We start from the raw sequence: 22,073 nt of genomic DNA on the forward strand, positions 1-22,073 counted from the left end.
CACCTCGTTAAACCGTCTCTCCGGTGTGATATGACCGAAGAGTGCATCGAGTGGCCATTATGGCGAGGGGCTATTGCGAATGATTCGAGGCTTTGTGGAGAATCCATGGAGGCGATGATAAAGTTCAACGCCACCTTTTTTCGAGTCCGACTATGTCCCATCTCAATGCTTCCGCCAGCCCGGCAGGCCAGTCACTGGTACTGATTGCAGAGGATGAAGCCGAGATCGCCGATATCCTCGCCGCTTACCTGCAACGTCATGGCTTGCGCTCCCTGCACGCCGCCGATGGCCGTGAAGCGTTGGCCATGCATCAGGCATTCAAACCCGACCTCCTGCTGCTGGATGTGCAGATGCCGCAACTGGATGGCTGGCAGGTGCTCAGCGAGATCCGGGCGCGCGGCGATACGCCGGTGATCATGTTGACCGCCCTCGATCAGGATCTCGACAAGCTGATGGGGCTGCGCATGGGGGCGGATGACTATGTGGTCAAACCCTTCAATCCGGCCGAAGTGGTGGCGCGAGTGCAGGCCGTGCTCAGGCGCACCCGGGCCGTAAAGCCTGCCACGGCGAACGTGCTGCGGGTCGGCCAGTTTCAGATCGATCTGGAGAGCCACGAAGCCAGCATTGTCCGCGATGACCAGCAGCAGGTGCTGGAGCTGACCCTGACCGAGTTCAAGTTGCTCGCCTCTTTGATGCGGGCGCCGAAACGGGCGTTCAGCCGCGCCGAACTGCTGACTCACTGCTTGCCGGAGGGGGATACCCAGGAGCGCACTGTGGATAGCCACATCAGCAAGTTGCGCAAAAAACTGGAGACACACGGCATTCAGGGGGTCCCCGCCAGTGTCTGGGGTGTTGGCTATCGCTTCGGGGGCGACACATGAAACCAACACCTGGCCTGCGCAGACAGATCATCCGCTCTCTGGGCCTGATGGCGCTCGGCATCATCTCCCTTGCTGTGATAGGCACCTATGTCTTCTACGCCATTGCAGTGACTTATGTGCCGGGCAGCATCTCCGAGAGCTGGATACCCTCCAGGGTCGAGATGATCTGGATCGGCTCGACCATTCTCATTGCATTGGGAATGGCGCTGTACGTGGCGGTTCGCCTCTCTCGCCGCATACTGACCCCGCTCAACTCGGTGGCGAACAGCCTGCGCGAGGTGGCCGAGGGCAAGCTCGATGCCCGCGTGCCGATGGATGAACAGGCGATCGGGGAGACGGCGCAACTGGTGCGCGACTTCAACACCATGGCCGAACGTCTGCAGAGCATGACCCGTGAGCGGGAGTTCTGGAATGCCGCCATCGCCCACGAATTGCGCACTCCCGTCACCATTTTGCGCGGCCGCTTGCAGGGGCTGGCCGAAGGGGTGTTTCCTCCCAGCAGCGAACTGTTCCAAGGCTTGCTGCGTCAGGTGGAAGGCCTCAATCACCTGATCGAAGACTTGCGGGTATTGAGCCTCAACGACAGCGGTCACCTGGAGTTGCAACGGACAGAGGTCCGGCTGGCCGATGAGCTCGCCGTGGTGCTTGAGGCGTTTGCCAACCCTCTGGCGGCGAGCGGATTTGTATTGAAGCGTGAGCTGGATAGCGAACTTCATGTCTGCTGCGATCTGTTTCGCATCCGTCAGGCCCTGATGGCGCTGCTGGAGAATGCCCGGAAGCACGCGCTGCCGGGCCTGCTGACCGTGCGTCTGTATCGCTCAGACAACCTGTGCGTCCTGAGTGTGGAAGATGAAGGCCCGGGCATCAGCGAGGAGGTGGCGGCCTACATTTTCGATGCGTTTCGCCGGGGGGATCCGTCACGCTCGCGCAAGAGCGGCGGCAGTGGACTTGGACTCGCCGTGGTCAAGGCCATTGCCGAGGCCCACGGCGGCAGCGCGGTTTGCCAGCCCACCGGGCGGGGCGGCACCACATTCCTGCTTTCCTGGCCAATCCAGGCCACGTCCTGATCGCCCCGGACTATACCCAAAGATTGACGGGGATATCCCTTTCGCCAGGTTGACAAAAAGCCCGACCAAGGCTGTTGGCCGGGTTTTTTACTGCGTCTCATCGCCCTGCAGTCAGCATCCATTTGACGACATAATCTGCGCCAGCCTGCATATTTCATATTCTGTTTTTACGCGCCTTTACAGCCCTGATTTCCTTACCAACACTTGGTTGAGTGATTGCTCAGGAGGGAGTGGAGTATGCGTGAAACAAAGACACATCTCGTTGATCAGGAGGTAGATTTCCCAGCGGATGAACAGCTGGTATCCACCACGGATCTGCGTGGCGTCATCACTTATGCCAATGATCATTTCTGCCGGGTTGCCGGTTACAGCCGTGCCGAACTGATAGGCCAGCACCACAACATGGTGCGCCATCCCGACATGCCCAAGGCCGCCTTTGCCGATCTGTGGGGCAAGCTCAAGCAGGGGCAGCCATGGCGCGGCATGGTGAAGAACCGTTGCCAGGATGGTCGCTACTACTGGGTCGATGCCTATGTCACTCCCATCTTCGAGCAGGGCAAGATAAGTGGCTATCAGTCGGTGCGTTGCCGTGCCGATCCGCAGATGAAGGAGATTGCCGCCAGGACTTATGCCCGCCTGCGCGCCGCCGAGCAGGGAGGGCGCAAGCCCCGTATTTCCCTGTCACGGCTGCGCCATCTGGTTGCCGGTGCAGGATTGCTGGCGCTGGCCTGGCTGGGGGCCGTGCAGCTGGGAGCCTGGGCTCCGCTCTATATGGCTTTGCCACTCCTGCTGCTGGGAGGTCTCTACCGCCACGAGCTCATCACGACTCCGCGCTATTTGCAGCAGCTGGCCGATGAATATGACAGTCTGACGCGGCTTATCTATTCGGGTCAGGAGCCCAGCGCCATCGCCGATTTTCACATCAAGTTGCTGCAGGCCCGCATCCGGACCGTGCTGGGGCGGGTAGACGATGCCACCCACGCTCTGCAGGATCTGGCCGTACACCTGAAGAGTGCCTCCAGTGAGGTCAGCTCGGACATTGCCGAGCAGGATGCCCAGACCCAGCAGATGGCGGCGGCCATTACCGAGATGGCGAGCACGGCGCAGGAGATAGCCCGCAACATTCAGGATACCAACAGCCAGGTTGCTCAGGCCAAGGCTCACTGCCAGCACACGGACAAGCAGTTGCTCGACACGGAGCGCAAGATAACCGAGCTCGCGACGGAGGCGGAGCATGCGTTTGCTTCTGCGGTAGCGCTGGCCAGTGAATCGGATCGTATCGGGGTCTTGATGGGCGAAATTCAGGGCATCGCCGATCAGACCAACCTGCTGGCGCTCAACGCCGCCATCGAAGCGGCCAGAGCGGGAGAGCAGGGGCGGGGGTTTGCGGTGGTGGCGGACGAGGTACGTACCCTGTCGACCCGGACCCACAAGGCGACCGAGCAGATCCAGAGCAGCATAGGGCAGATCCAGCGCACCCTGAACGGCTGGAAGGGGATGATGCAGAACAACCTGCAACAGACGCAGTCCTGCGTGGAGATGACCCGTCAGGGTTCCGGCAGCCTGCATCAGGTACTGGCCGAAATTGAACTGGTGATGGATTTCTCTGCCCAGATCTCGGCGGCGGCGGAGCAGCAACAGGCGGTAGTCGAAAACATCAGCCAGAACGTCAACCTCATCTCCCAGCACTCCCACGCCAACAGCAACAAGATGCAGGATGTGGATGAGTCGAGCGAGATACTGTTGACCAAGGCCAGACAGCTCAAATCCTTGGGGCAGACCTTCGGCTGATCTCCCGCGCGCTCACCAAAAGCAACAAGGCCACCTAGCGGTGGCCTTGTTGCCTTGTACTGCCCTGCGCCTTGGCGCTGCCAGCGCGATGTTGTGAGGTGCAGCCAGGCTGACTAGGTCAGGATGAAGGGCTTAGGGGGGCGCCACCGCCAGCTCGATCCCCTTGTCGTTGTACATGGCGCGATCGGCGTGGATAAGCCACTGCTCGGCACGCCAGCCCGGCTGGTATTGGCTGACCCCGACGCTGATGCCAACCTCGAGTTGATGGTCCTTGACCTGAAATGGCTGGGCCATGGCCATTCTGATCACCTCGGCAATGGCCTCGGCATCGAGCAGGTCGTGATCGGGGAGCAAGAGCACGAACTCGTCACCGGCCAGTCTGGCGAAGAAGCGCTGGTGGTTGAGGCTGCGGGTGATCCGCTCCGCCAGCTGGCAGAGGATGGCATCGCCATGGCTGTGGCCAAAGCCGTCGTTGACCTGTTTGAAGTTGTTGAGATCGCAAAACAGCAGGCAGCCGGGGTTGGGGCTGCTTATCTGCGCCTCCAGCCGCTCCATCAGGCTCAGACGGTTGGGCAGGCCGGTGAGCGGGTCCTGCCTTGCCAGCTGCAATATCTCCTCTTCCCGCTGCTGGCGCAGGGCAATCTCGCGATTGAGCCGTTTGTTGCACACCAGCAGGTAGACCGCCAGCAGCAATATGAGCACGCAGGCGGCCAGACTCAGCAAAAACCAGGGACGCCAGAATACCCACTGCTCGGAGGGGGCCTGATAGAGAAAGTCAGTCAGCGGCACGGGTCGCTTGATGAGCCCGATTTCGGCCAGCTGCTCCATGATGTGGGTGACGCGATCCGGGTTCATATACCCGATCTCCACATAGAGCGGTTGTATCATCTCCTTGCTTACCTGCAGCTCGTACTCCATGTGGGCCTGACTGCGGTTGACGCCGTATTCACTGCGCAGCAGGGCGATGGCCTCCTGGGGATGGGCGAGGGCATAGCGCCACCCTTCAAGGCTGGCGGTCCGAAACCGCTCTACCCTGCCCGGATGGGCCTGCTCCTGCGCCTGAGTGGTGAAGAGTATGTCGCTGTAAAAGTCGATGCCGTAATTGCGCGGGTTGATGATGGAGACGGGGATGCCGCGCTCTTCCAGATAGAAAGGCTCGTTGCTGAGATAGGCGTTGAAGATATCGACCCTGCCCTCGACGAGATCATCGATATTGACCGAGGTCTGGATCGGGGTAAGTTGGCTTTCATTGAGACCTTGATAGAAAAGTGTCGCCAGCAACTCGGCATCCTGATGGGCGGAAAACATCATGATCCGTTTGCCACGCATGCCATCAACAGTGAGAATGCCGCTGTCACGACGGGCCAGGAAGATGGACGGCGAGTGCTGAAAGACGCAGGCGAGTGCCAGCAGTGGCTTGCCATTGGCATAGGCGGTCAGTACCTCTGTGTTGCCGACGCCAAAGTCGGCACGACCGCTTTGCACCTCGTCCACCGGGCTTATTCCCTTGCCACCGGGCCTTATCTCCACGTCCAGTCCGGCTTTGGCATAGAAGCCCTTGGCCTTGGCCATGTGATAGCCCACAAACTGGGGCTGGTGCAGCCAGCGCAACTGGAGCACCACCTGCTCCGGGGCTTCAAGGGAGGATTCATTGGCCAGGAGGGGCCCGATATAACTGGCGCCAATCAGCAGTAACCAAAGCAAGTATCTCTTCATCCGTGCGATTCTTGTTCTGAGTATTCATGGGGGGGCGACCCCTTGATGGAGTCATATTCTTGTAATGAAACACATTCTAAAAGGTTATAGATGTACCGGATACTAGCGCAGCACAAAGATTTTATGTTGATCAACAAAGGGCCGGGCCTTGGCATGCATGACGAAGCCGGTGAGTCGGGTCAGGTCAATCCGGGATTGGTCAGTCGCGTCAAGGCCGACACCGGGCTGGTGCTTTATCCCGTTCATCGGCTCGACAAGATGACCTCTGGTCTGGTGTTGCTGGCGCGTACCACGGAGGCGAACCGGGCACTCAGCATGGCATTTGCGGATCGACAGGTGAGCAAGCAGTATCTGGCCCTCTCAGATCGCAAGCCCAAAAAGAAGCAGGGCTGGGTAAAAGGGGACATGCAAAAAGGGCGGGGTGGCAGCTGGATGCTGGCGCGCAGCCTGGACAACCCCGCCATCAGCTGGTTTGACTCTGTGCCGGTGCGCGAGGGCCTGCGGCTCTATCGCATCAAGCCCCAGACCGGCAAGACCCACCAGATCCGGGTTGCCTTGAAAAGCATAGGGGCACCCATTCTGGGGGATGAACGTTACGGCGGCACGGCGGCCGACCGCGGCTACCTGCATGCCTGGCGCCTGAGTTTCACCCTGGCAGACGAGGCATTCGATTTTATCTGCCCTCCCGATGAGGGGGCCATGTTTCTCACCCCCGAGCTCCATGTCGCCATCGCCGGATTGAGTGAGTGAGGGGAGGACAAGATACTATGCGTACAGACTGGATCCTGGCTGACTTTGACGACACCCTGGCCCCGGGCGACAGCCACGCCGGCTTGCTGCGCTATATACTGCGCCGTCGCCTCTGGCCACTCTTGCTGCTGCCGGTGATCGCACTGGGTGGCCTGGTTTACCTCGTGCCAAGCCGGCGCAGGCAGGGGATTTCGCTGATCTGGTGGGCCATCACACTGGGGCTTTCGCCACTGGGCTGGCGCAAACTGGTGCGGGCCTATTGCCGCACCCGGCCTGGGCTGTTTCGCGAGGCGCGCGCCTTGCTGATGAAAGACGGTGATCGCTGCTGGGTGATCTCCGCCAGCCCTCGCGCCCTGGTGCGCGGGCAGCTCCATCAACAGTTGCCTGGCAAGCTGCCCCATCGCACCCTGGGCTCGCGGATGCACTACCGCTTGGGGGGCTTGATGCCGCGCTTTTACTGCCACGGTCAGCACAAGATAATGCCCGAGATCCGCGCCCTCACTGTGACGCTGGCCCTGAGTGACAGCCTGCACGATCTGCCGCTGCTGGCGCAGGGCGCAGAGGCCTGGCTCATCAATCCCACCCCGCTTCGTCTGCAAAAGGCGCAGGCCTGTTTGCCCCACATCATGACCAAATGCTGGCGACTGTAAGGCAAAGCTGACAGCCTGCCGGGTCGCCATGGGGCGATCCGCAAGGCTGCGGCTTGAATGTCACAATCTATTTACATCTTTTGGTGGAGGACCCCGAGAAAGTATCTGAAACCCGCCTCTTCTCTTCTGCTGCGCACCTGCATCTAATGAAACAAGTTGTTAACAAGGCCTGTTTGACGGGATCGACGGTCAGGCCGTCGCCCCAGGTCAAACCGCTTTAACCACTTTCAGTCATCAGCACATTGCAAGGAGCGCATCATGACGACCACTTCCTCCTCTTCCCGTTCCCACACCATCAATCCCCTCGGCTCGGATGGCTTCGAATTCGTCGAGTACACAGCGCCGGATGCCAAGGGCATTGCCGCTCTCAAGGCGTTGTTCGTTTCACTGGGTTTTGCCGAAGTGGCAAAGCACAAGCACAAGCAGTGCTGGCTCTATCGTCAGGGTGACATCAACTTCGTGGTCAACGCCGAGCCCCACTCCCAGGCGGAGCAGTTCGCCAGCCTGCACGGGCCCAGTGTGTGCGGCATGGCCTTTCGGGTGGCGGATGCGGGCAAGGCCCAGCAATACGCCATCACCAAGGGGGCCAAGCCCTTCGTCGGCAAGATAGGGCCCATGGAGCTCAACATTCCCGCCATCTATGGCATAGGCGAGAGCACACTGTCGTTTGTTGACCGCTACGGCGACAAGGGCTCCATCTATGACGTGGATTTTGTATTTTACCCCGACTGGCAGGCGCGCATGGCCGAGGTGGATGCGGGACTCTACGAGATCGATCACCTGACCCACAACGTCCAGCGTGGCAACATGGATGTCTGGTCGAACTTCTATGAGCGGATCGGCAATTTCCGTGAAATTCGCTACTTCGACATAGAGGGCAAGCTGACCGGCCTGCACTCTCGTGCCATGACGGCCCCCTGCGGCAAAATCCGCATCCCCATCAACGAATCCTCCGATGACAAGTCCCAGATTGAGGAGTACCTGCGTCAGTACAAGGGGGAGGGGATCCAGCACATAGCGCTCGCTTCCAGTGACATCTACCAGACCATCCGCACCCTGCGTGGCCGTGGTACCGGTTTTATGCCGACCCCGGACACCTACTACGAGAAGGTCAACAGCCGGGTCGAGGGCCATCAGGAAGATCTGGCCTCCCTCAAGGATCTGCAGATCCTCATCGATGGTTCTCCCACCAAGGACGGCATACTGCTGCAGATCTTCACCGACACCGTCATAGGCCCGGTGTTCTTCGAGATCATTCAGCGCAAGGGCAATGAAGGGTTTGGCGAGGGCAATTTCCAGGCACTGTTCGAATCCATTGAACTGGACCAGATCCGCCGTGGTGTGTTGCATGGAGAACCCAGCGATGCGTAACTGGATAAGCTTTCCTCATCGGGAGGGAACTCACTCCCGTCAGGCTCATGCCGATCTGCCAGAGCAGGCCATCTATGAGCGCGAACTGGGGCGGGCCGGCTTCTTCGGCCCCGCCACCCATATGCACCACAAGCATGCTCCCACTGACTGGACCAACTGGGAGGGGCCGCTGCGGCCGAGGGCGTTTGACTTGAACGGCTTGCAGGAGGAGGTGAGTTCCCTCTCCCCCTGGGTGATGCCGGATATTCTGCACAATGCTCACTGCCGCTACCGGATGTGGCGTTTGCACGAGCCTATGCCGTTTCTGGTGCGCAATGCCGACGGCGACGAGCTGCTGTTCATCCACGAGGGCAGTGGCGAGTTTTATTGCGACTACGGCCACCTGACCTTGCGGGATGGCGACTATGTGGTGATCCCCCGTGGCACCATGTGGCGCATCGAGCCCACGGCGCCCATGTTCATTTTGATGATAGAGGCGACCAACGACAGCTATCAGCTGCCGGACAAGGGGCTGGTGGGCAATCACGCCATCTTCGATCCGGCGGCGCTGGATGTGCCTGCCATCAATGAACGCTTTCTGGCCCAGCAGGATGAGAATCCCTGGTCGCTGCAGGTCAAGCGCCACAACCAGGTGTCGGTTATCACCTGGCCCTTCAACCCGCTGGATGCCCAGGGCTGGCACGGGGATTTGTGCGTGGTGCGCCTCAACTGGCGCGACATTCGCCCGTTGATGAGCCACCGCTACCACTTGCCGCCCTCGGCCCACTCCACCTTCGTGGCGAGCCGGTTTGTGATCTGCACCTTCGTGCCGCGCCCCATAGAGAGTGACCCCGGCGCCCTCAAAGTGCCCTTCTACCACAGCAACGACGACTACGACGAGGTGCTCTTCTATCACGCAGGGGACTTCTTCAGCCGGGACAATATCGAGCGGGGCATGGTTACTTTCCACCCCGCCGGTTTCACCCACGGCCCCCATCCCAAGGCGTTTGCGGCGGGGCAGGCCTATGCCAAGAAGTTCACCGACGAGGTGGCCGTGATGCTGGATACCCGCGATGCGCTCAATGTTGGCGGCCTGTGCGAGGGGATAGAAAACCCGCGCTACGTCAGCAGCTGGCAGCGTCCCGAACTTTCGACTGCCACTGGCAAATAAGGATTTTTATGAAACTTGCAACCTTGAACAATGGCAAGCGCGATGGCGCCCTGGTGGTGGTCAGCCGGGATTTGAGCCGTGCAGTGCGGGTGGCGTCCATCGCCCCCACCCTGCAGGCGGCCCTCGATGAGTGGGCTGAGACCGAGCCCAAGCTGGCCTCCATCTATCAGACCCTCAACGATGGCACCTGTGCCGATGCCTTCCCGTTTGATGAGAGTGCGTGTCTCTCGCCCTTGCCCCGTGCCTACCAATGGGCCGACGGCAGCGCCTACGTCAACCATGTGGAGCTGGTGCGCAAGGCCCGCGGCGCCGAGATGCCGGAAAGCTTCTGGCACGATCCCCTGATCTACCAGGGCGGCTCGGACTGCTTTCTGGCCCCCCGTGGTCCCATCGTCATGGGCTCGGAGGCCTGGGGTATCGATTTTGAGTCGGAAGTGGCCATCATTACCGACGACGTGCCCATGGGCACCAGCCCGCAGGCGGCCGCCGCCCACGTCAAACTGTTGATGCTGGTGAACGACGTGAGCCTGCGCAACCTTATTCCGGGCGAGCTGGCCAAGGGCTTTGGCTTCTTCCAGTCCAAACCGTCGAGCGCCTTCTCGCCGGTGGCCATCACGCCGGACGAGCTGGGCAGTGACTGGCAGGATGGCAAGGTGCATCTGCCGCTGGAAACGCACCTCAACGGCGCGCTGTTTGGCGCGCCCAATGCCGGGGTGGACATGACCTTCAACTTCTTCGAGCTGATTGCCCATGCCGCCAAAACCCGGCCGCTCGGGGCGGGCTGCATTATCGGCTCGGGGACTGTCTCCAACTATGACCGCAGCGCCGGTTCCTCCTGCCTCGCCGAACGGCGGATGTTGGAAATTATCGAGTCAGGTCAAGCCACTACACCCTTTCTGTGCTTTGGTGATACAGTGTCCATCGCGATGCAGGATCGCAACGGGATGAGTCTGTTCGGCACCATTTTGCAAAAAGTCACGCAACAGGATGCCAGCCAGACGAAGTGAATAAGCCAGCGCGGACACAGGGCCGACTGGTGAACGGCAGGTGCCCGTGCACCTGCCAACACAGGGACAGATTATGTTGCAGTTGTTTGGATATTGGCGTTCATCGGCAAGTTATCGGGTACGGATAGTCATGCAGCTCAAGGGGCTCGATTATGAGTATCACCCGGTCAACTTGAGGCAGGGCGAGCAGCGCGAGAAGGCTTATCATCGTGTCAACCCCCAGGGGCTGGTGCCCTTTCTTATCGACGGGGATGTGCAGTTCGGTCAGTCGGTTGCCATCATGGAGTACCTCGACGAAACCTATCCTGCCTATCCGCTGATGCCATCAGCCGCCCAGGCGCGGGCCAGGGTGCGCCAGATAGTCAACATGATCGCCTGCGATACGCACCCCCTCGACAACCTGCGGGTGCTCACCTATCTGGAGCAGGATCTGGGGCTAGGCAAGGCGCAGCGTGACGCCTGGTATCGCCACTGGATTGACGAGACCTTCAGGGTGCTCGAGCCCTTGTTGATGACCACGGCCGGCGTCTATTGCGTCGGCAACGAGGTGACCCTGGCCGACTGTATGCTGGTGCCCCAGGTCTACAACGCCCGCCGCTACGACATGACCCTGGATGAGTACCCCACTATCGCCCGCATCGTCGCCAACTGCGAGCAACTGCAGGCCTTTATCAAGGCCGCACCCGCCAATCAGCCGGATGCGCAGCCTTGATATTTGACTGACTCGAAAGCGTTTTTTGAAACCCATCGCCCCGCCCCCTTGTCTCCAACAGTGCGGGGCGATGGCGTTATGGGGTGAGTCGAGGCAACTCAGCTGCGTTCAGATGGTGGCTGGAAGAAGGCGATAAACTTGCCGAATTTCGCCTCGTCGTAGCTCCTTCCCTTCTCCAGCAGCCCGGTATTGACCGATTCCAGCAGCTTGCCCTTGGCATCCAGCACGTAGAAGTGGGGCACCCCCAGGTACTCGGGGTAGCGTTTCAGGAAGGGCTCATTCTTGTTCGCCTTGCTGACGTTCACCTTGACCACCACGAAGGTCTGGTTGAACTGACTGGCAAGGGTTGGCTCCCGGTCCAGGAAGTGGTTCATCTCCTGGCACCAGCTGCACCATTCTCCGCCGACCAGCAGCAACACCTTCTTGCCCTCCCTCTGTGCCTTGGCGGTGGCGGAGGCCAGATCCTGCGCCGGATCCCGCTGCTTGTCATATCCCTGACTGTAATCGGGCAGCGCCTTGGCCCAGAGATGGCCGGTGCTGTACGCCTCGCCATGGAACAGGGCCGTGCCAAGCACCAGCGGCAATAGCAGTCGCTTCATCCTTTTCTCCTTGTGTTGTTCGTTGCTTCCAAGCCTGAACAATGTGACACGAGCGAGCCCCTTCGCCAAGCAGCAAGCGTGGCAGGGAATATGCGAAAAATGGGAATGGATAGACGCGGAAAAACAAAAGCCCCTCAGCTGAGTGAGGGGCTTGGCAGTGATGGACTGGCTTGGTCGTGGGTATTTGCTTATCTGCGCATACCCGTCAGCCTGTCAGTAACTCTGCTGGTGGACGTCCATCACGGCGCGGCCGGACGGGTCGGCCATCTCCTTGAACTTGGCATCCCACTCCAAGGCGGTAGGAGTGGAGCAGGCGACCGACTTGCCGTAGGGCACGGTACGGGCGGCGGACTCCAGCGGGAAGTGCTCGTCGAAGATGGCGCGATAAAAATAGGCCTCCTTGGTGAGCGGGGTGTTGACGGGGAAGCGGAATGCCGCCGCCTCGAACATCTGATCCGTCACTTCGACCTCGACCATGGCCTTGAGGCTGTCAATCCAGGAGTAACCCACGCCGTCGGAGAACTGCTCTTTCTGGCGCCAGGCCACTTCGTGGGGCAACAGCTCCTCGAAGGCTTCACGCAGTATGTGCTTCTCGATCTTGCCGTTGCCACACATCTTGTCGGCAGGGTTGAGGCGCATCGCCACGTCCATGAACTCCTTGTCGAGGAAGGGCACGCGGCCTTCCACACCCCAGGCGGCCATGGACTTGTTGGCGCGCAGGCAGTCATACAAGTGCAGGGAGGCGAGCTTGCGCACGTTCTCTTCGTGGAACTCTTTGGCGTTGGGCGCCTTGTGGAAGTAGAGGTAACCACCGAACAGCTCGTCGGAGCCTTCGCCCGAGAGCACCATCTTGATGCCCATCGCCTTGATGTAACGGGCCATCAGGTACATGGGGGTGGAGGCGCGGATGGTGGTGACGTCATAGGTCTCGAGGTGATAGATGACGTCGCGCAGGGCATCCAGCCCTTCCTGCACTGTGAAGTGGATCTGGTGGTGGATGGTACCCAGATGGTCAGCCACCTTGCGGGCGGCGGCGAGATCCGGCGAGCCTTCCAGCCCCACGGCAAAGGAGTGCAGCTGCGGCCACCAGGCGGCACTGTTGCCATCGTCCTCCACCCGGCGGGCGGCGTAGATCTTGGCAATGGCGGAGATGACGGACGAATCCAGTCCGCCGGAGAGCAGCACACCATAGGGCACGTCGCACATCAGCTGACGCTTGACGGCCGCTTCCAGCGCGGCTTTCAGTTCCGCTCTGTCGCTGACCTTGTGCTCGACAGCGCCGTATTCCATCCAGTCGCGCTTGTACCACTGTTTGAGCTCACCATCCTTGCTCCAGAGGTAATGTCCGGGCGGGAAGGTTTCGACGCTCTTGCAAACCGGCACCAGGGCTTTCATCTCGGAGGCGACATAGAAGTTGCCGTGCTCATCGCGACCGGTATAGAGGGGGATGATCCCCATGTGGTCACGACCAATCAGGTAGGCATCCTGCTCGGCGTCATAGAGGATGAAGGCGAAGATGCCGTTGAGATCGTCCAAAAAGGCGGGGCCCTTCTCCTTGTAGAGTGCCAGCAGCACCTCGCAGTCGGAGTGGGTCTGGAACTGGAAGTCGACCTTGAGGTTCTTCTCGAGTTCCTTGTGGTTGTAGATCTCGCCGTTGACGGCCAATACGTGAGTGCGCTCCGGGTTGTAGAGCGGCTGGGCGCCATTGCCCGGATCGACGATGGCCAGGCGCTCGTGCACCAGTATGGCTTTGTCTGTGCTGTAGACGCCGGACCAGTCAGGACCGCGGTGACGCAATCGCTTGGACATCTCCAGCGCCGATTTGCGCAAGGCTGCTGCATCGGATTTGATGTCCAGAATGCCGAAAATAGAACACATTGGCGGTAATCCTCTTGATTTTTATAGGAGCCCCCACATACGGGCTCGAAATTCCATTTACATTCCTCGTCAATCACAATGCCTAGCGCAAAAACCTTTTGCAAGCGGGAAAACCGCAGAAAATCATGCCGTAAACGTCAAGCAGACGGGCAGATGGGCCGAGTGGAAAAACAGGGCGAGTTGACGCCAACGTCAAGCGGTGGCGGGCTCGAAGATCACATAGACCTTGCGACAGGAGGTGAGTGTCTCCCACTCCCCGACAAAGCCCGCCGGAATAACGAACTGATCCCCCGGTTTGAGGGCAAGTTGACCCCCCAGGCTGTCGTGGATCACCACATCCCCTTCCAGCAGCTGGCAATATTCGTGCTCCGTGTAGTGGATGGCCCAACGCCCCGGCTCGCAGGCCCAGAAGCCCACGTGAAACTGCTGGCTGGGATCCGAGTAGTGGTTCCAGAGGGTTTGTTCAGGGTTGCCGGCCTTGATGCGCTCGGCTGGGGGCGTGAGCGGGGTGGGGGAGACGGCGTGCTGGTTGAGCAGTACCCAGTCGTTAAGGGTTTTCATGGTGCATCCTTGCCAATGGTGAGTGAGAGATTGAGAGTGCGGGGCCATCCTGGCCCCGCATTCGTTTAGTTTGTTTAACAATGTTGACGTTAAGTTAAACGAGGTGGCCACTCCTTGACAAGGGGGGCCTCGGTGCCGAGTGGCTGCAACTCCCTGATGACGTGGCGAGCGAAGCCACTGCCTGCCTCGTCGTAGACGTTGAACACTGCATCGACGCCCTGTTCACGCAGCGAGGCGATATCATCCTCGAAGCGGACTATGGCCGCTATCTTGCCGTGAAAACCGTGGCTGCGCAGCTTGTCGATGGCGTAGAGGTTGCCCGAGTGATGGGGCATGGCGAGGATCACCAGCTGAACCTGATGGGAGAGGATCACCTTGTCCCAGAAGTCGGTATCGGTGGCATCCCCTTCCAGCACGTTCATTCCCTGTTCGCGCAGCAGGGGGGCCTTGTCCCCGTTGTTCTCGACCCCCAGTATGACGTTGCCATATTTGCGCTCCAGCTCATGATAGGCGCCCTGTCCGATGCGCCCCATGCCGAGGATGATCACCTCTGCATCCCCCAGTTCGATGGGCCTGTCATCCAGGTGCAGGGTGTCCGATTGCAGGCGGCGCAACCAGGGGCCTATGTGCTGATAGATCCACTCGCTGTAGCTATTGAGCGGGGCCGACAGCATGAAGCTGCCCGCCAGCGCCAGTGAGAGGGCGACCAGCCATTCGTGGGAGAGCCAGCCCGCCTTGGCGGCAATGGCGGCCACAATCAGGCCGAACTCCGAGTAGTTGGTGAGAGCCAGCGTCGAGAGCAACGCGGTTCGTACCCGCAGCCGGGCACCGCTGTAGACCAGATAATAGAGGGCGCTTTTGAGCGGCAGTGCCAGCATCAGCACCAGTGTCATCCACATGGTTTCCTGGGTCGGCATGCCGTTGAGGCCGATGGAGAGAAAAAAGCAGATGAGGAACAGATCCTTGAGGCTGAACAGGGATTTTGCCATCCCCGCCGCCGCAGGGTGGGAAGCCAGCAGCATGCCGATCACCAGGGCCCCCAAGTCCGGCTTCAAGCCGACAGCCTCAAAGGCGGCGGCCCCCAGCACCAGGGCCAGGGTGATCCCCATCAGCATCTGCAATTCACCGTGACCGGCCCGCTCCAGCAGCTTGAACAGCAGGGGGCGCAGGAAGGGCAGCGCCAGTATCCAGAGCGCCCAGATACTGGGTAATTTGCCGGTGGAGGCGGTCAGAAAACCCACTGCGAAGATGTCCTGCATGATCAGCACCCCGATGGCCAGCTTGGCATAGAGGGCATTCATGTCGCTGCGATCTTCCAGCACCTTGACCGCAAAGACGGTGCTGGAGAAGGAGAGTGCAAACCCCAACATGATGGCGTGGGGCCACTCCAGATCCAGCATCAAGGTCATGCCGACCCCCTTGCAGGCGAGCAGGATCACCCAGAACAGGCCGCTGGAGAGCAGGATATGGACGGTGGCAGTGCCCCACACGTCACGGCGCAGCAAGGTCTTGATGTTGAGCTTGAGGCCTATGGTGAACAGCATCAGGGTCACCCCCAGCTCGGCCACCGTGGTCAGCACTTCGGAGCTTTGATAGCCGAGGCCATTGAGCACAAAACCGGCGGCGAGAAAGCCGATCAGGGGCGGCAGCCCCACCAGGTTGACCAGCATGCCGCAGGCGAAGGCGACGGCAATGAAGAGCGGTTCCATGGATGACTCCTGTGATCACATCAGACGATATCGATATCCACGACTGAGTCGAAGATGTGGTTCGGGCGAAACGGCATGCGATCGATATCCGCGACCTTGCTCACCCCTGACAGCACCAGCACGGTTTCAAGACCGGCCTGGAAGCCCGCCAGAATATCGGTGCGCAGGTTGTCGCCGATGATGATGGTGTCGTCGGAGTGGGCCTCCATCCGGTTCAATGCCGCGCGAATGATCCAGGCGCTCGGCTTGCCCACATAAAATGGCTTCTTGCCCGTCATCCGCTCTATGGGAGCGCAGAGGGCGCCGCAGGCTGGATGCATCATGGGGCCATGGGTATCGGGGTTGGTGGCGATGAAGCGTGCCCCCTGATCCACGAACTTGGCCCCCAGCTGCATCATGGTCCAGTTGTAGTTGCGGGTCTCGCCCACGACCACGAAGTCGGGGTCTATGTCGGTGATGGTGAAACCGGCCTTGTAGAGCTCGTGGGTCAGGGCCCCCTCGCCAATCACATAGGCCTTCTTGCCATCCTGGCGTTTGAGAAAATCGGCTGTGCCCATGGCGGAGGTGTAGAAGCACTCCTCCGGTACTTCGATCCCGGCGGAGCGGAAGCGGTTTTGCAGATCTTTCTGGGTCTGGGCCGGGTAGTTGGTGAGGAACAAGAGCTTGGTGCCCTGTTCCAGCAAGCGATGAACGAAGCGGTCGGCACCGGGGATGAGATCGTTGTTGTGCAGAATGACGCCGTCGATGTCACAGATGACGCTTTTTTTCATGGGAACTCCTTTGTATAGGGCACAAGAGTGAACGCGGGGCGGACGCCAACTCTTAATATCTTCAATCAGTTATGTTGTTTTTGTGACGCCATTATAAGTCGGTTTGATGACAAGTCTCCCCCTACCAGGCGAGATAGGTACACAATGAAAAGGGAGAGGGAAGGGATCCGCTCTGCAAGTGGCAGGTCTCGCTGTCTGTGTGCTGATGGAGCCGTCATCATGGATAACTTTATTGCCGGTTTGCCCAAGCTGGAGTTGCACCTGCATATAGAGGGGTCACTCGAGCCGGAGCTGATGTTTATGCTGGCCGCCCGCAACGGGGTGCCACTGCCCTGGCCCGATGTGGCCAGCGTGCGCGCCGCCTATGACTTTGACTGCCTGCAATCCTTTCTCGACCTCTACTATCGCGGTGCCAGCGTGCTTATTACCGAGCAGGACTTTTTCGACCTCACCTGGGCCTATCTGGCGCGTTGCGCTGCCGACAAGGTGGTGCATGTGGAGATCTTCTTCGATCCGCAAACCCACACCGCCCGAGGCATCCCCTTTGCCACCGTGCTGGGGGGCATAGAGCGGGCGCTGCAGGCGGGGGAGCGGGAGTTGGGCATCAGCTGGCGGCTTATCATGAGTTTTCTGCGTCATCTGAGTGAAGAGGCGGCGTTCGCCACCCTGGACGACGCCATGCCTTTTCTCGCCCGCATTCACGGCATAGGTCTCGATTCGGGGGAGAAGGGCAATCCCCCCGCCAAGTTTGCCCGGGTCTTTGCCCGTTGTCGCGAGCTGGGGCTGCCTGTGGTGGCCCACGCAGGCGAAGAAGGGCCGGCCGAGTATATCTGGCAGGCCATCCATGAGCTGCAGGTACGCCGCATCGATCACGGGGTGCGCTGCGTCGATGATCCCGACCTGCTGCGTTATCTGGCCGATACCCGGTTGCCGCTCACCGTCTGCCCCCTTTCCAATACCCGTCTGAGAGTGTTTGAGCGAATGGCCCATCACAATGTGCTGACCCTGCTGGAGCAGGGGTTGTGCGTCACCATCAACTCCGACGATCCCGCCTATTTTGGCGGCTACATGGCAGCCAACTTCCACGCCCTGGCCCATGATCTTGGCGCCAGCATGAACCAGCTTTGCCGCTTGTCGCTCAATGCCGTCGAGGCGAGCTGGCTCAGCCTGGCGGACAAGGCACGGCTGACCCGGGAGATAAGAAGCTACGCCGCCTGTTACGGCGTTGCCCTCTACTGACGCCACCCCCCAAAAAACGCGCCCGCATCAATAGCGGGCGCGTTTTACTGTGCGGCTTTGTGACCTAGGTGGGCGGTTTGCCAGTCTCAGGCTGACTGCGTCTCGGCTAGCGCCTGATAGGTCGGGTAGTCGGTCAGTCCCTTCTCACCACCGCCAAACAGGGTCGCCGGATCGTGGGGGGCGAGGGGGTAGCCGTGGCGCAACCGGTTCGGCAGATCCGGGTTGGCCACGAAGGGACGACCAAAGCCAATCATGTCGGCCCAGCCCGCCTTGAGGGCGGCATGCGCCCGCTCACCGTCATACTTGCCCGCATAGATGAGGGTGTTGGGGAAGGCATCTCGCAATCCCTGCTTGAAGTTTTCCGCCATCAGGGGCGCATCGTCCCAGTCCGCTTCGGCGATATGCAGATAGGTGACGTCCAGTTCACCCAGCAAGCGAGCGGCGGCCAGATAGGTCTCTTGCGGGTTGGCATCAACGGTGCCGTTGAGGGTGGTGAGCGGTGCAAGGCGCACTCCGACCCTGTCCGCCCCGATTTCGGCACTGACCGCTTGTGTCACCTCTTTGAGGAAACGCAGGCGATTTTCCAGTGAGCCACCGTAGTTGTCGGTGCGGGTATTGGACTCGGAGTCGAGGAACTGGTTGATGAGGTAACCGTTGGCAGCGTGCAGCTCTATGCCGTCAAAGCCGGCGTTCAGGGCATTGCGAGCCGCCTGGCGGAACTGGCCCACTACCGCATCTATGTCGCTTTGGGTCATGGCGCGCGGGGTTGTGGTCTCGACAAAACCGGGAGCATCGCTGCCGTTATCGACAAATACCCGCACCCCTTCGGCTCTGATGGCAGACGAAGAGATGGGCTGGGCCCCGCCGATATTGTCAGTATGCGTGACGCGCCCCACGTGCCAGAGCTGGGCAAAGATGGTGCCCCCCTTGGCATGGACAGCATCGGTGACCCCCTTCCAGCCCGCTACCTGCTCGGCGCTGTGGATCCCGGGGGTCCAGGCGTAGCCCTTGCCCAGCGGGTCTATCTGGGTGCCTTCGCTGATGATGAGGCCGGCCTCGGCGCGCTGGGCGTAATAAGTGGCCATGATGGCGTTGGCCACGTCACCGGGCTGGCTGGCACGGGAGCGGGTCATGGGGGGCATGACAATGCGGTTGTTAAGGTGCAACTGGCCCAGACGCATCGGGCAGAACAGGTTGTCGTGGCTCATTTTGTGTTCCTCATGGTGGGATTGAGGTCACTCTAGTCCTGCTTTTATTTGTGAAAAAGAGGGATAATTGCAGAAAAGAATTGCACTTGATGCAGCAATCAAGCGTCAAGCGGCAAACAGCCATAAAAAAGAGGGCCGCTTGGCCCTCTTTTTGGTAGGTGGTGCGGTTCGTGTGATCAGGGGATCAACGGCGTGACGCGCACCCGTTCGATGCGACGCTCGCTGACTTCGATCACCTCGAAATGCAACTGCTGCAATTGCAGCTGCTGGCCCGGAGTCGGCAGTGTGCCGAAATGGGAGAGCAGCATGCCCGCGAGCGTCACGTATTCATCGCTGTCACTCACCAGTCCCTCGTATTCCAGCACCTGCTCCACATGGTGGATGTTGGTGCTGCCATTGATGAGCCAGCTCTCGCCATCGCGCACCATGTCCGGGGTCTCGTCTTCATCAGGCAGCTCGCCGACGATGGCTTCCAGCAGATCGTGGGTGGTCACCAGACCCTGGATGACGCCAAACTCGTCGGCGACCAGAATGAGGCTGCCTTTGGCCTTGCGCAGCTCTGCCAGCAAGCGGATCACGTTGATGGTCTGGGGCACGATAATGGGGTCATTCTGTTTGGCCAGCTCGGTCAGGGACTGCCCCTCGTTGAGGGCAAACAGCAGATCCCGCGCCTTGAGCACACCTATGACCTCGTCCAGATCGCCGTCACAAACCGGGAACAGGCTGTGGGGCTCCCGCTGCAACACGGCACGGATCTCTTCGACCGAGTCATTGACGTCGATCCAGGCCATGTCGGAGCGAGGGGTCATGATGGTGCGGATGGATCGATCGGCAAGGGACAGTACCCCGGTCACCATGTAGCGCTCCTCTTCCCCGAAGCTCAGCGGCTCGGGTGTCGGTGCATCCAGATCATCATCCGGCCTGTCCTGATACGCCTTGCTGCCCATCAGTTTGAAGATGGCGGCCGTGGTGCGCTCGCGCAGGGGCAACTTGGCCTCATGACGCTCTGCGCTGCGCTGGGACAACTGGTTGAAGAACTCGATAAGCACGGAGAAACCGATAGCCGCGTAGAGGTAGCCCTTGGGAATATGGAAACCGAACCCTTCCGCTACCAGGCTGAAGCCTATCATCAGCAGGAAGCTCAGGCAGAGCACCACCACTGTGGGGTGGGCGTTGACGAAGCGGGTCAGCGGCTTTGACGCGAGCACCATCACCACCATGGCGATGGTGACGGCCGCCATCATGACCCAGAGATGTTCCACCATGCCCACAGCCGTGATGATGGAGTCCAGCGAGAAGATGGCATCCAGCACCAGGATCTGGGTGATCACCACGCCAAAGCTGGCATAGACGCCGACCGGGCCATCTTCTGGCTGTTTGGATTCCAGCCGCTCATGGAGCTCGGTGGTGGCCTTGAACAGCAGGAACAGGCCGCCGCCCATCAGGATGAGATCCCGACCGGAGAAGGCAAAATCACCGAGGTGAAGGATGGGGGTGGTCAAGGTGACCAGCCATGACATCACGCTGAGCAGGGCCAGGCGCATCAGCAGCGCCAGTGACAGGCCTATGATACGGGCACGATCCCGCTGGGCGGGGGGCAGTTTTTTCACCAGGATGGCGATGAAGACCAGGTTGTCTATCCCGAGCACGATTTCCAGAATGATCAGGGTAAACAGACCAACCCAGATGTGGGGATCCAGCAGCAATTCCATGTAATGACCTCAATAAATACAGACAGAGCGGGTATCAGTCACGGCAACGGTGGCCGCGGCAGTGCAAGGCAATGGCGTTATTCAGAGGCGCTGATGAAGCAGGTAAAGACAGAGTTTGACAGGAAGAAACGAAAGGTAACTTCGGGGGTTGTCCATGATGGGCAATAAAACCTCGGGTTAAAAATGAGCCCTGATGATAGCGAGAATCGGCGCTTTGGCAAGAGCAGGGCGATGAAGATGTGATGACGCAGGGGAGGCTGCCTGGCTGCACTCCCCCTGTGGGTCGTTACAACCAGCGTTTTTCGCGGGTGAAGCAGACCGAGAGCCAGGCATCCCCCAGGGTATCGCCGAGGCGTGACCAGAGTTCCTGGCGCAGGGCATCCTGGCGCTCGACAGGCCACTCCTGCCCCGGTGCCACCAGTATGTTCAACTCCAGATCGAAGCGACGACCGCTCTTGGCCAGATGGCTGTAGCACTCGATGCCATGGCGCTGGCGCAGGGCTTCAATTTCGCTGGCAACCCGCTGGGATACGTCCCCCTTGGGGGCAATCTTCAACACTTCTCGCAGATTGCGGCTCAGCACCTTGATGGGAATGAGGGTGGCGCACAGGGCCAGCAGAGAGACCAGCATGGGGTCTATGTAGCGGTTGTATTGACCATGGCCCATGGCATCAAGGCCCATGGCGACCAGAAAACCGACCAGCAGGGTGGCGCTTAAAATGGTGTCGACCAGCCACTCTTCGGAATCGACGCGCACCAGCTCCGAGTTGAACCGCTTGGCCATTCGCGCCTCGACAACATAGATAAGTGCACACAAGAAGGTGGAGATGGCGGCGCAGATGAGGGCGTGACCGAGATCTATCTCGCGACCACCGGCCAGCAGGGAGGTGATGCCGCTGTAGAGGGCACCGAGACAGAGCAGCAAAATGATGATCCCGTTGATGACGTTGGCAATGGGCTCGAAGTGAGCGTAGCCATACTGAAAGCGGTCATCTGAGGGGCGGGTAACCAGGTAGGCGGTAACCAGACCAAGGCCTGTCATGCCCATGCTGAACAGGCTGAAGATGCCATCGAGCATGATGGCGTGGGAGCCAACCAGCAGACCATAGCCAATCCCGAAGATGGCAAAGGCGATGCTGCCGAACAGTGACAGGGTCAAGGCCTGTTTCTCTGTGGTAATAAACGTACTGATAACATGGCTGTGGTGAGCCATAACAATCCTCCTTTCAAATGGTGAATATTGCCAAGCGCAAGCGGTTTTCTAGCTGATATACTGCCCGCTCACATGTGAGCAGACTGGCC

At 60.0% G+C, this 22,073-nt stretch carries 19 protein-coding genes; 10 read left to right on the top strand and 9 right to left on the bottom strand.

All coding sequences use genetic code 11. From position 1 onward, the window contains the following. The first annotated feature begins 152 nt into the window (after positions 1–152). From GWQ27_RS19555 to GWQ27_RS19565, 3 genes are all read left to right on the top strand, one after another. Positions 153–881: a response regulator gene (locus GWQ27_RS19555; protein ID WP_059112184.1), complete on the top strand. Its 729-nt coding sequence runs from the start codon at positions 153–155 to the stop codon at positions 879–881. Continuing rightward, the gene (locus GWQ27_RS19560; protein WP_275908120.1) at positions 878–1,948 is read left to right on the top strand and encodes an ATP-binding protein; all 1,071 of its coding nucleotides are present in this window, start codon (positions 878–880) and stop codon (positions 1,946–1,948) included. The genes GWQ27_RS19555 and GWQ27_RS19560 overlap by 4 nt, the downstream gene beginning before the upstream one ends. Positions 1,949–2,185: 237 nt before the next feature. Continuing rightward, positions 2,186–3,739, top strand: coding sequence for a PAS domain-containing methyl-accepting chemotaxis protein (locus GWQ27_RS19565; RefSeq protein ID WP_275908121.1), 1,554 nt, complete (start codon positions 2,186–2,188; stop codon positions 3,737–3,739). Between the two features lie 132 nt (positions 3,740–3,871). Here the strand turns inward: GWQ27_RS19565 and GWQ27_RS19570 are convergent, their stop codons facing one another. Then, complete coding sequence (locus GWQ27_RS19570) at positions 3,872–5,455, bottom strand: GGDEF domain-containing protein (RefSeq protein WP_275908122.1); 1,584 nt, start codon at positions 5,453–5,455, stop codon at positions 3,872–3,874. Between the two features lie 90 nt (positions 5,456–5,545). Between GWQ27_RS19570 and GWQ27_RS19575 the strand changes: the two genes are divergently transcribed. The 6 genes from GWQ27_RS19575 to maiA all read left to right on the top strand — a co-directional run bounded on the left by GWQ27_RS19575 (position 5,546) and on the right by maiA (position 11,095). After that, the gene (locus tag GWQ27_RS19575; protein ID WP_275908123.1) at positions 5,546–6,205 is read left to right on the top strand and encodes a TIGR01621 family pseudouridine synthase; all 660 of its coding nucleotides are present in this window, start codon (positions 5,546–5,548) and stop codon (positions 6,203–6,205) included. Between the two features lie 17 nt (positions 6,206–6,222). Next, positions 6,223–6,855: an HAD family hydrolase gene (locus GWQ27_RS19580; protein ID WP_096118303.1), complete on the top strand. Its 633-nt coding sequence runs from the start codon at positions 6,223–6,225 to the stop codon at positions 6,853–6,855. A 258-nt stretch (positions 6,856–7,113) separates the two neighbouring features. Then, entirely contained in the window at positions 7,114–8,226 is a 1,113-nt protein-coding gene (hppD, locus tag GWQ27_RS19585) for a 4-hydroxyphenylpyruvate dioxygenase (protein ID WP_058395467.1), read from the top strand. After that, positions 8,219–9,376 (top strand): homogentisate 1,2-dioxygenase, encoded by a 1,158-nt coding sequence (locus GWQ27_RS19590; protein WP_125608853.1) that lies wholly within the window; start codon positions 8,219–8,221, stop codon positions 9,374–9,376. The genes hppD and GWQ27_RS19590 overlap by 8 nt, the downstream gene beginning before the upstream one ends. Before the next feature lie 8 nt (positions 9,377–9,384). Then, positions 9,385–10,383 carry a fumarylacetoacetate hydrolase family protein gene (locus GWQ27_RS19595; protein ID WP_275908124.1) on the top strand — a complete coding sequence of 333 codons (999 nt, stop codon included), beginning with the start codon at positions 9,385–9,387 and terminating at the stop codon, positions 10,381–10,383. Between the two features lie 73 nt (positions 10,384–10,456). Next, positions 10,457–11,095, top strand: a complete 639-nt coding sequence (gene maiA, locus GWQ27_RS19600; RefSeq protein WP_059112193.1) for a maleylacetoacetate isomerase — start codon at positions 10,457–10,459, stop codon at positions 11,093–11,095. A 98-nt stretch (positions 11,096–11,193) separates the two neighbouring features. Here maiA and GWQ27_RS19605 read toward each other — a convergent pair whose 3' ends face one another. From GWQ27_RS19605 to GWQ27_RS19625, 5 genes are all read right to left on the bottom strand, one after another. Next, positions 11,194–11,694, bottom strand: a complete 501-nt coding sequence (locus GWQ27_RS19605) for a thioredoxin family protein (protein WP_275908125.1) — start codon at positions 11,692–11,694, stop codon at positions 11,194–11,196. 213 nt (positions 11,695–11,907) lie between these two features. Continuing rightward, entirely contained in the window at positions 11,908–13,572 is a 1,665-nt protein-coding gene (asnB, locus tag GWQ27_RS19610) for an asparagine synthase B (RefSeq protein ID WP_275908126.1), read from the bottom strand. 192 nt (positions 13,573–13,764) lie between these two features. Continuing rightward, the gene (locus GWQ27_RS19615; protein ID WP_275908127.1) at positions 13,765–14,133 is read right to left on the bottom strand and encodes a cupin domain-containing protein; all 369 of its coding nucleotides are present in this window, start codon (positions 14,131–14,133) and stop codon (positions 13,765–13,767) included. 89 nt (positions 14,134–14,222) lie between these two features. Continuing rightward, on the bottom strand, positions 14,223–15,842 hold the full coding sequence (locus GWQ27_RS19620; protein ID WP_275908128.1) for a cation:proton antiporter family protein: 1,620 nt from the start codon (positions 15,840–15,842) through the stop codon (positions 14,223–14,225). A 20-nt stretch (positions 15,843–15,862) separates the two neighbouring features. Then, positions 15,863–16,612: an HAD-IIA family hydrolase gene (locus GWQ27_RS19625; protein ID WP_058395458.1), complete on the bottom strand. Its 750-nt coding sequence runs from the start codon at positions 16,610–16,612 to the stop codon at positions 15,863–15,865. A 219-nt stretch (positions 16,613–16,831) separates the two neighbouring features. Between GWQ27_RS19625 and GWQ27_RS19630 the strand changes: the two genes are divergently transcribed. After that, positions 16,832–17,851 carry an adenosine deaminase gene (locus GWQ27_RS19630; protein ID WP_275908129.1) on the top strand — a complete coding sequence of 340 codons (1,020 nt, stop codon included), beginning with the start codon at positions 16,832–16,834 and terminating at the stop codon, positions 17,849–17,851. Between the two features lie 86 nt (positions 17,852–17,937). Here the strand turns inward: GWQ27_RS19630 and GWQ27_RS19635 are convergent, their stop codons facing one another. The 3 genes from GWQ27_RS19635 to GWQ27_RS19645 form a co-directional block, all read right to left on the bottom strand. Then, complete coding sequence (locus tag GWQ27_RS19635; protein ID WP_275908130.1) at positions 17,938–19,059, bottom strand: alkene reductase; 1,122 nt, start codon at positions 19,057–19,059, stop codon at positions 17,938–17,940. 176 nt (positions 19,060–19,235) lie between these two features. Continuing rightward, positions 19,236–20,771 (bottom strand): TerC family protein, encoded by a 1,536-nt coding sequence (locus tag GWQ27_RS19640; RefSeq protein WP_275908131.1) that lies wholly within the window; start codon positions 20,769–20,771, stop codon positions 19,236–19,238. A 286-nt stretch (positions 20,772–21,057) separates the two neighbouring features. Further along, on the bottom strand, positions 21,058–21,984 hold the full coding sequence (locus GWQ27_RS19645; RefSeq protein WP_059169658.1) for a cation diffusion facilitator family transporter: 927 nt from the start codon (positions 21,982–21,984) through the stop codon (positions 21,058–21,060). Between the last annotated feature and the right edge of the window lie 89 nt (positions 21,985–22,073).

Source organism: Aeromonas sp. 5HA1 (assembly GCF_029237245.1).
GTDB classification, from domain to species: domain Bacteria; phylum Pseudomonadota; class Gammaproteobacteria; order Enterobacterales; family Aeromonadaceae; genus Aeromonas; species Aeromonas salmonicida.

Bases quoted from the DNA above. Each gene is read 5' to 3' on its own strand.
- GWQ27_RS19615 (WP_275908127.1), bottom strand. From the start codon at position 14,133: ATGAAAACCCTTAACGACTGGGTACTGCTCAACCAGCACGCCGTCTCC.
- maiA (WP_059112193.1), top strand. From the start codon at position 10,457: ATGTTGCAGTTGTTTGGATATTGGCGTTCATCGGCAAGTTATCGGGTA.
- hppD (WP_058395467.1), top strand. From the start codon at position 7,114: ATGACGACCACTTCCTCCTCTTCCCGTTCCCACACCATCAATCCCCTC.
- GWQ27_RS19565 (WP_275908121.1), top strand. From the start codon at position 2,186: ATGCGTGAAACAAAGACACATCTCGTTGATCAGGAGGTAGATTTCCCA.
- asnB (WP_275908126.1), bottom strand. From the start codon at position 13,572: ATGTGTTCTATTTTCGGCATTCTGGACATCAAATCCGATGCAGCAGCC.
- GWQ27_RS19595 (WP_275908124.1), top strand. From the start codon at position 9,385: ATGAAACTTGCAACCTTGAACAATGGCAAGCGCGATGGCGCCCTGGTG.
- GWQ27_RS19620 (WP_275908128.1), bottom strand. From the start codon at position 15,842: ATGGAACCGCTCTTCATTGCCGTCGCCTTCGCCTGCGGCATGCTGGTC.
- GWQ27_RS19630 (WP_275908129.1), top strand. From the start codon at position 16,832: ATGGATAACTTTATTGCCGGTTTGCCCAAGCTGGAGTTGCACCTGCAT.
- GWQ27_RS19580 (WP_096118303.1), top strand. From the start codon at position 6,223: ATGCGTACAGACTGGATCCTGGCTGACTTTGACGACACCCTGGCCCCG.
- GWQ27_RS19635 (WP_275908130.1), bottom strand. From the start codon at position 19,059: ATGAGCCACGACAACCTGTTCTGCCCGATGCGTCTGGGCCAGTTGCAC.
- GWQ27_RS19605 (WP_275908125.1), bottom strand. From the start codon at position 11,694: ATGAAGCGACTGCTATTGCCGCTGGTGCTTGGCACGGCCCTGTTCCAT.
- GWQ27_RS19640 (WP_275908131.1), bottom strand. From the start codon at position 20,771: ATGGAATTGCTGCTGGATCCCCACATCTGGGTTGGTCTGTTTACCCTG.
- GWQ27_RS19645 (WP_059169658.1), bottom strand. From the start codon at position 21,984: ATGGCTCACCACAGCCATGTTATCAGTACGTTTATTACCACAGAGAAA.
- GWQ27_RS19625 (WP_058395458.1), bottom strand. From the start codon at position 16,612: ATGAAAAAAAGCGTCATCTGTGACATCGACGGCGTCATTCTGCACAAC.
- GWQ27_RS19560 (WP_275908120.1), top strand. From the start codon at position 878: ATGAAACCAACACCTGGCCTGCGCAGACAGATCATCCGCTCTCTGGGC.
- GWQ27_RS19590 (WP_125608853.1), top strand. From the start codon at position 8,219: ATGCGTAACTGGATAAGCTTTCCTCATCGGGAGGGAACTCACTCCCGT.
- GWQ27_RS19575 (WP_275908123.1), top strand. From the start codon at position 5,546: ATGTACCGGATACTAGCGCAGCACAAAGATTTTATGTTGATCAACAAA.
- GWQ27_RS19555 (WP_059112184.1), top strand. From the start codon at position 153: ATGTCCCATCTCAATGCTTCCGCCAGCCCGGCAGGCCAGTCACTGGTA.
- GWQ27_RS19570 (WP_275908122.1), bottom strand. From the start codon at position 5,455: ATGAAGAGATACTTGCTTTGGTTACTGCTGATTGGCGCCAGTTATATC.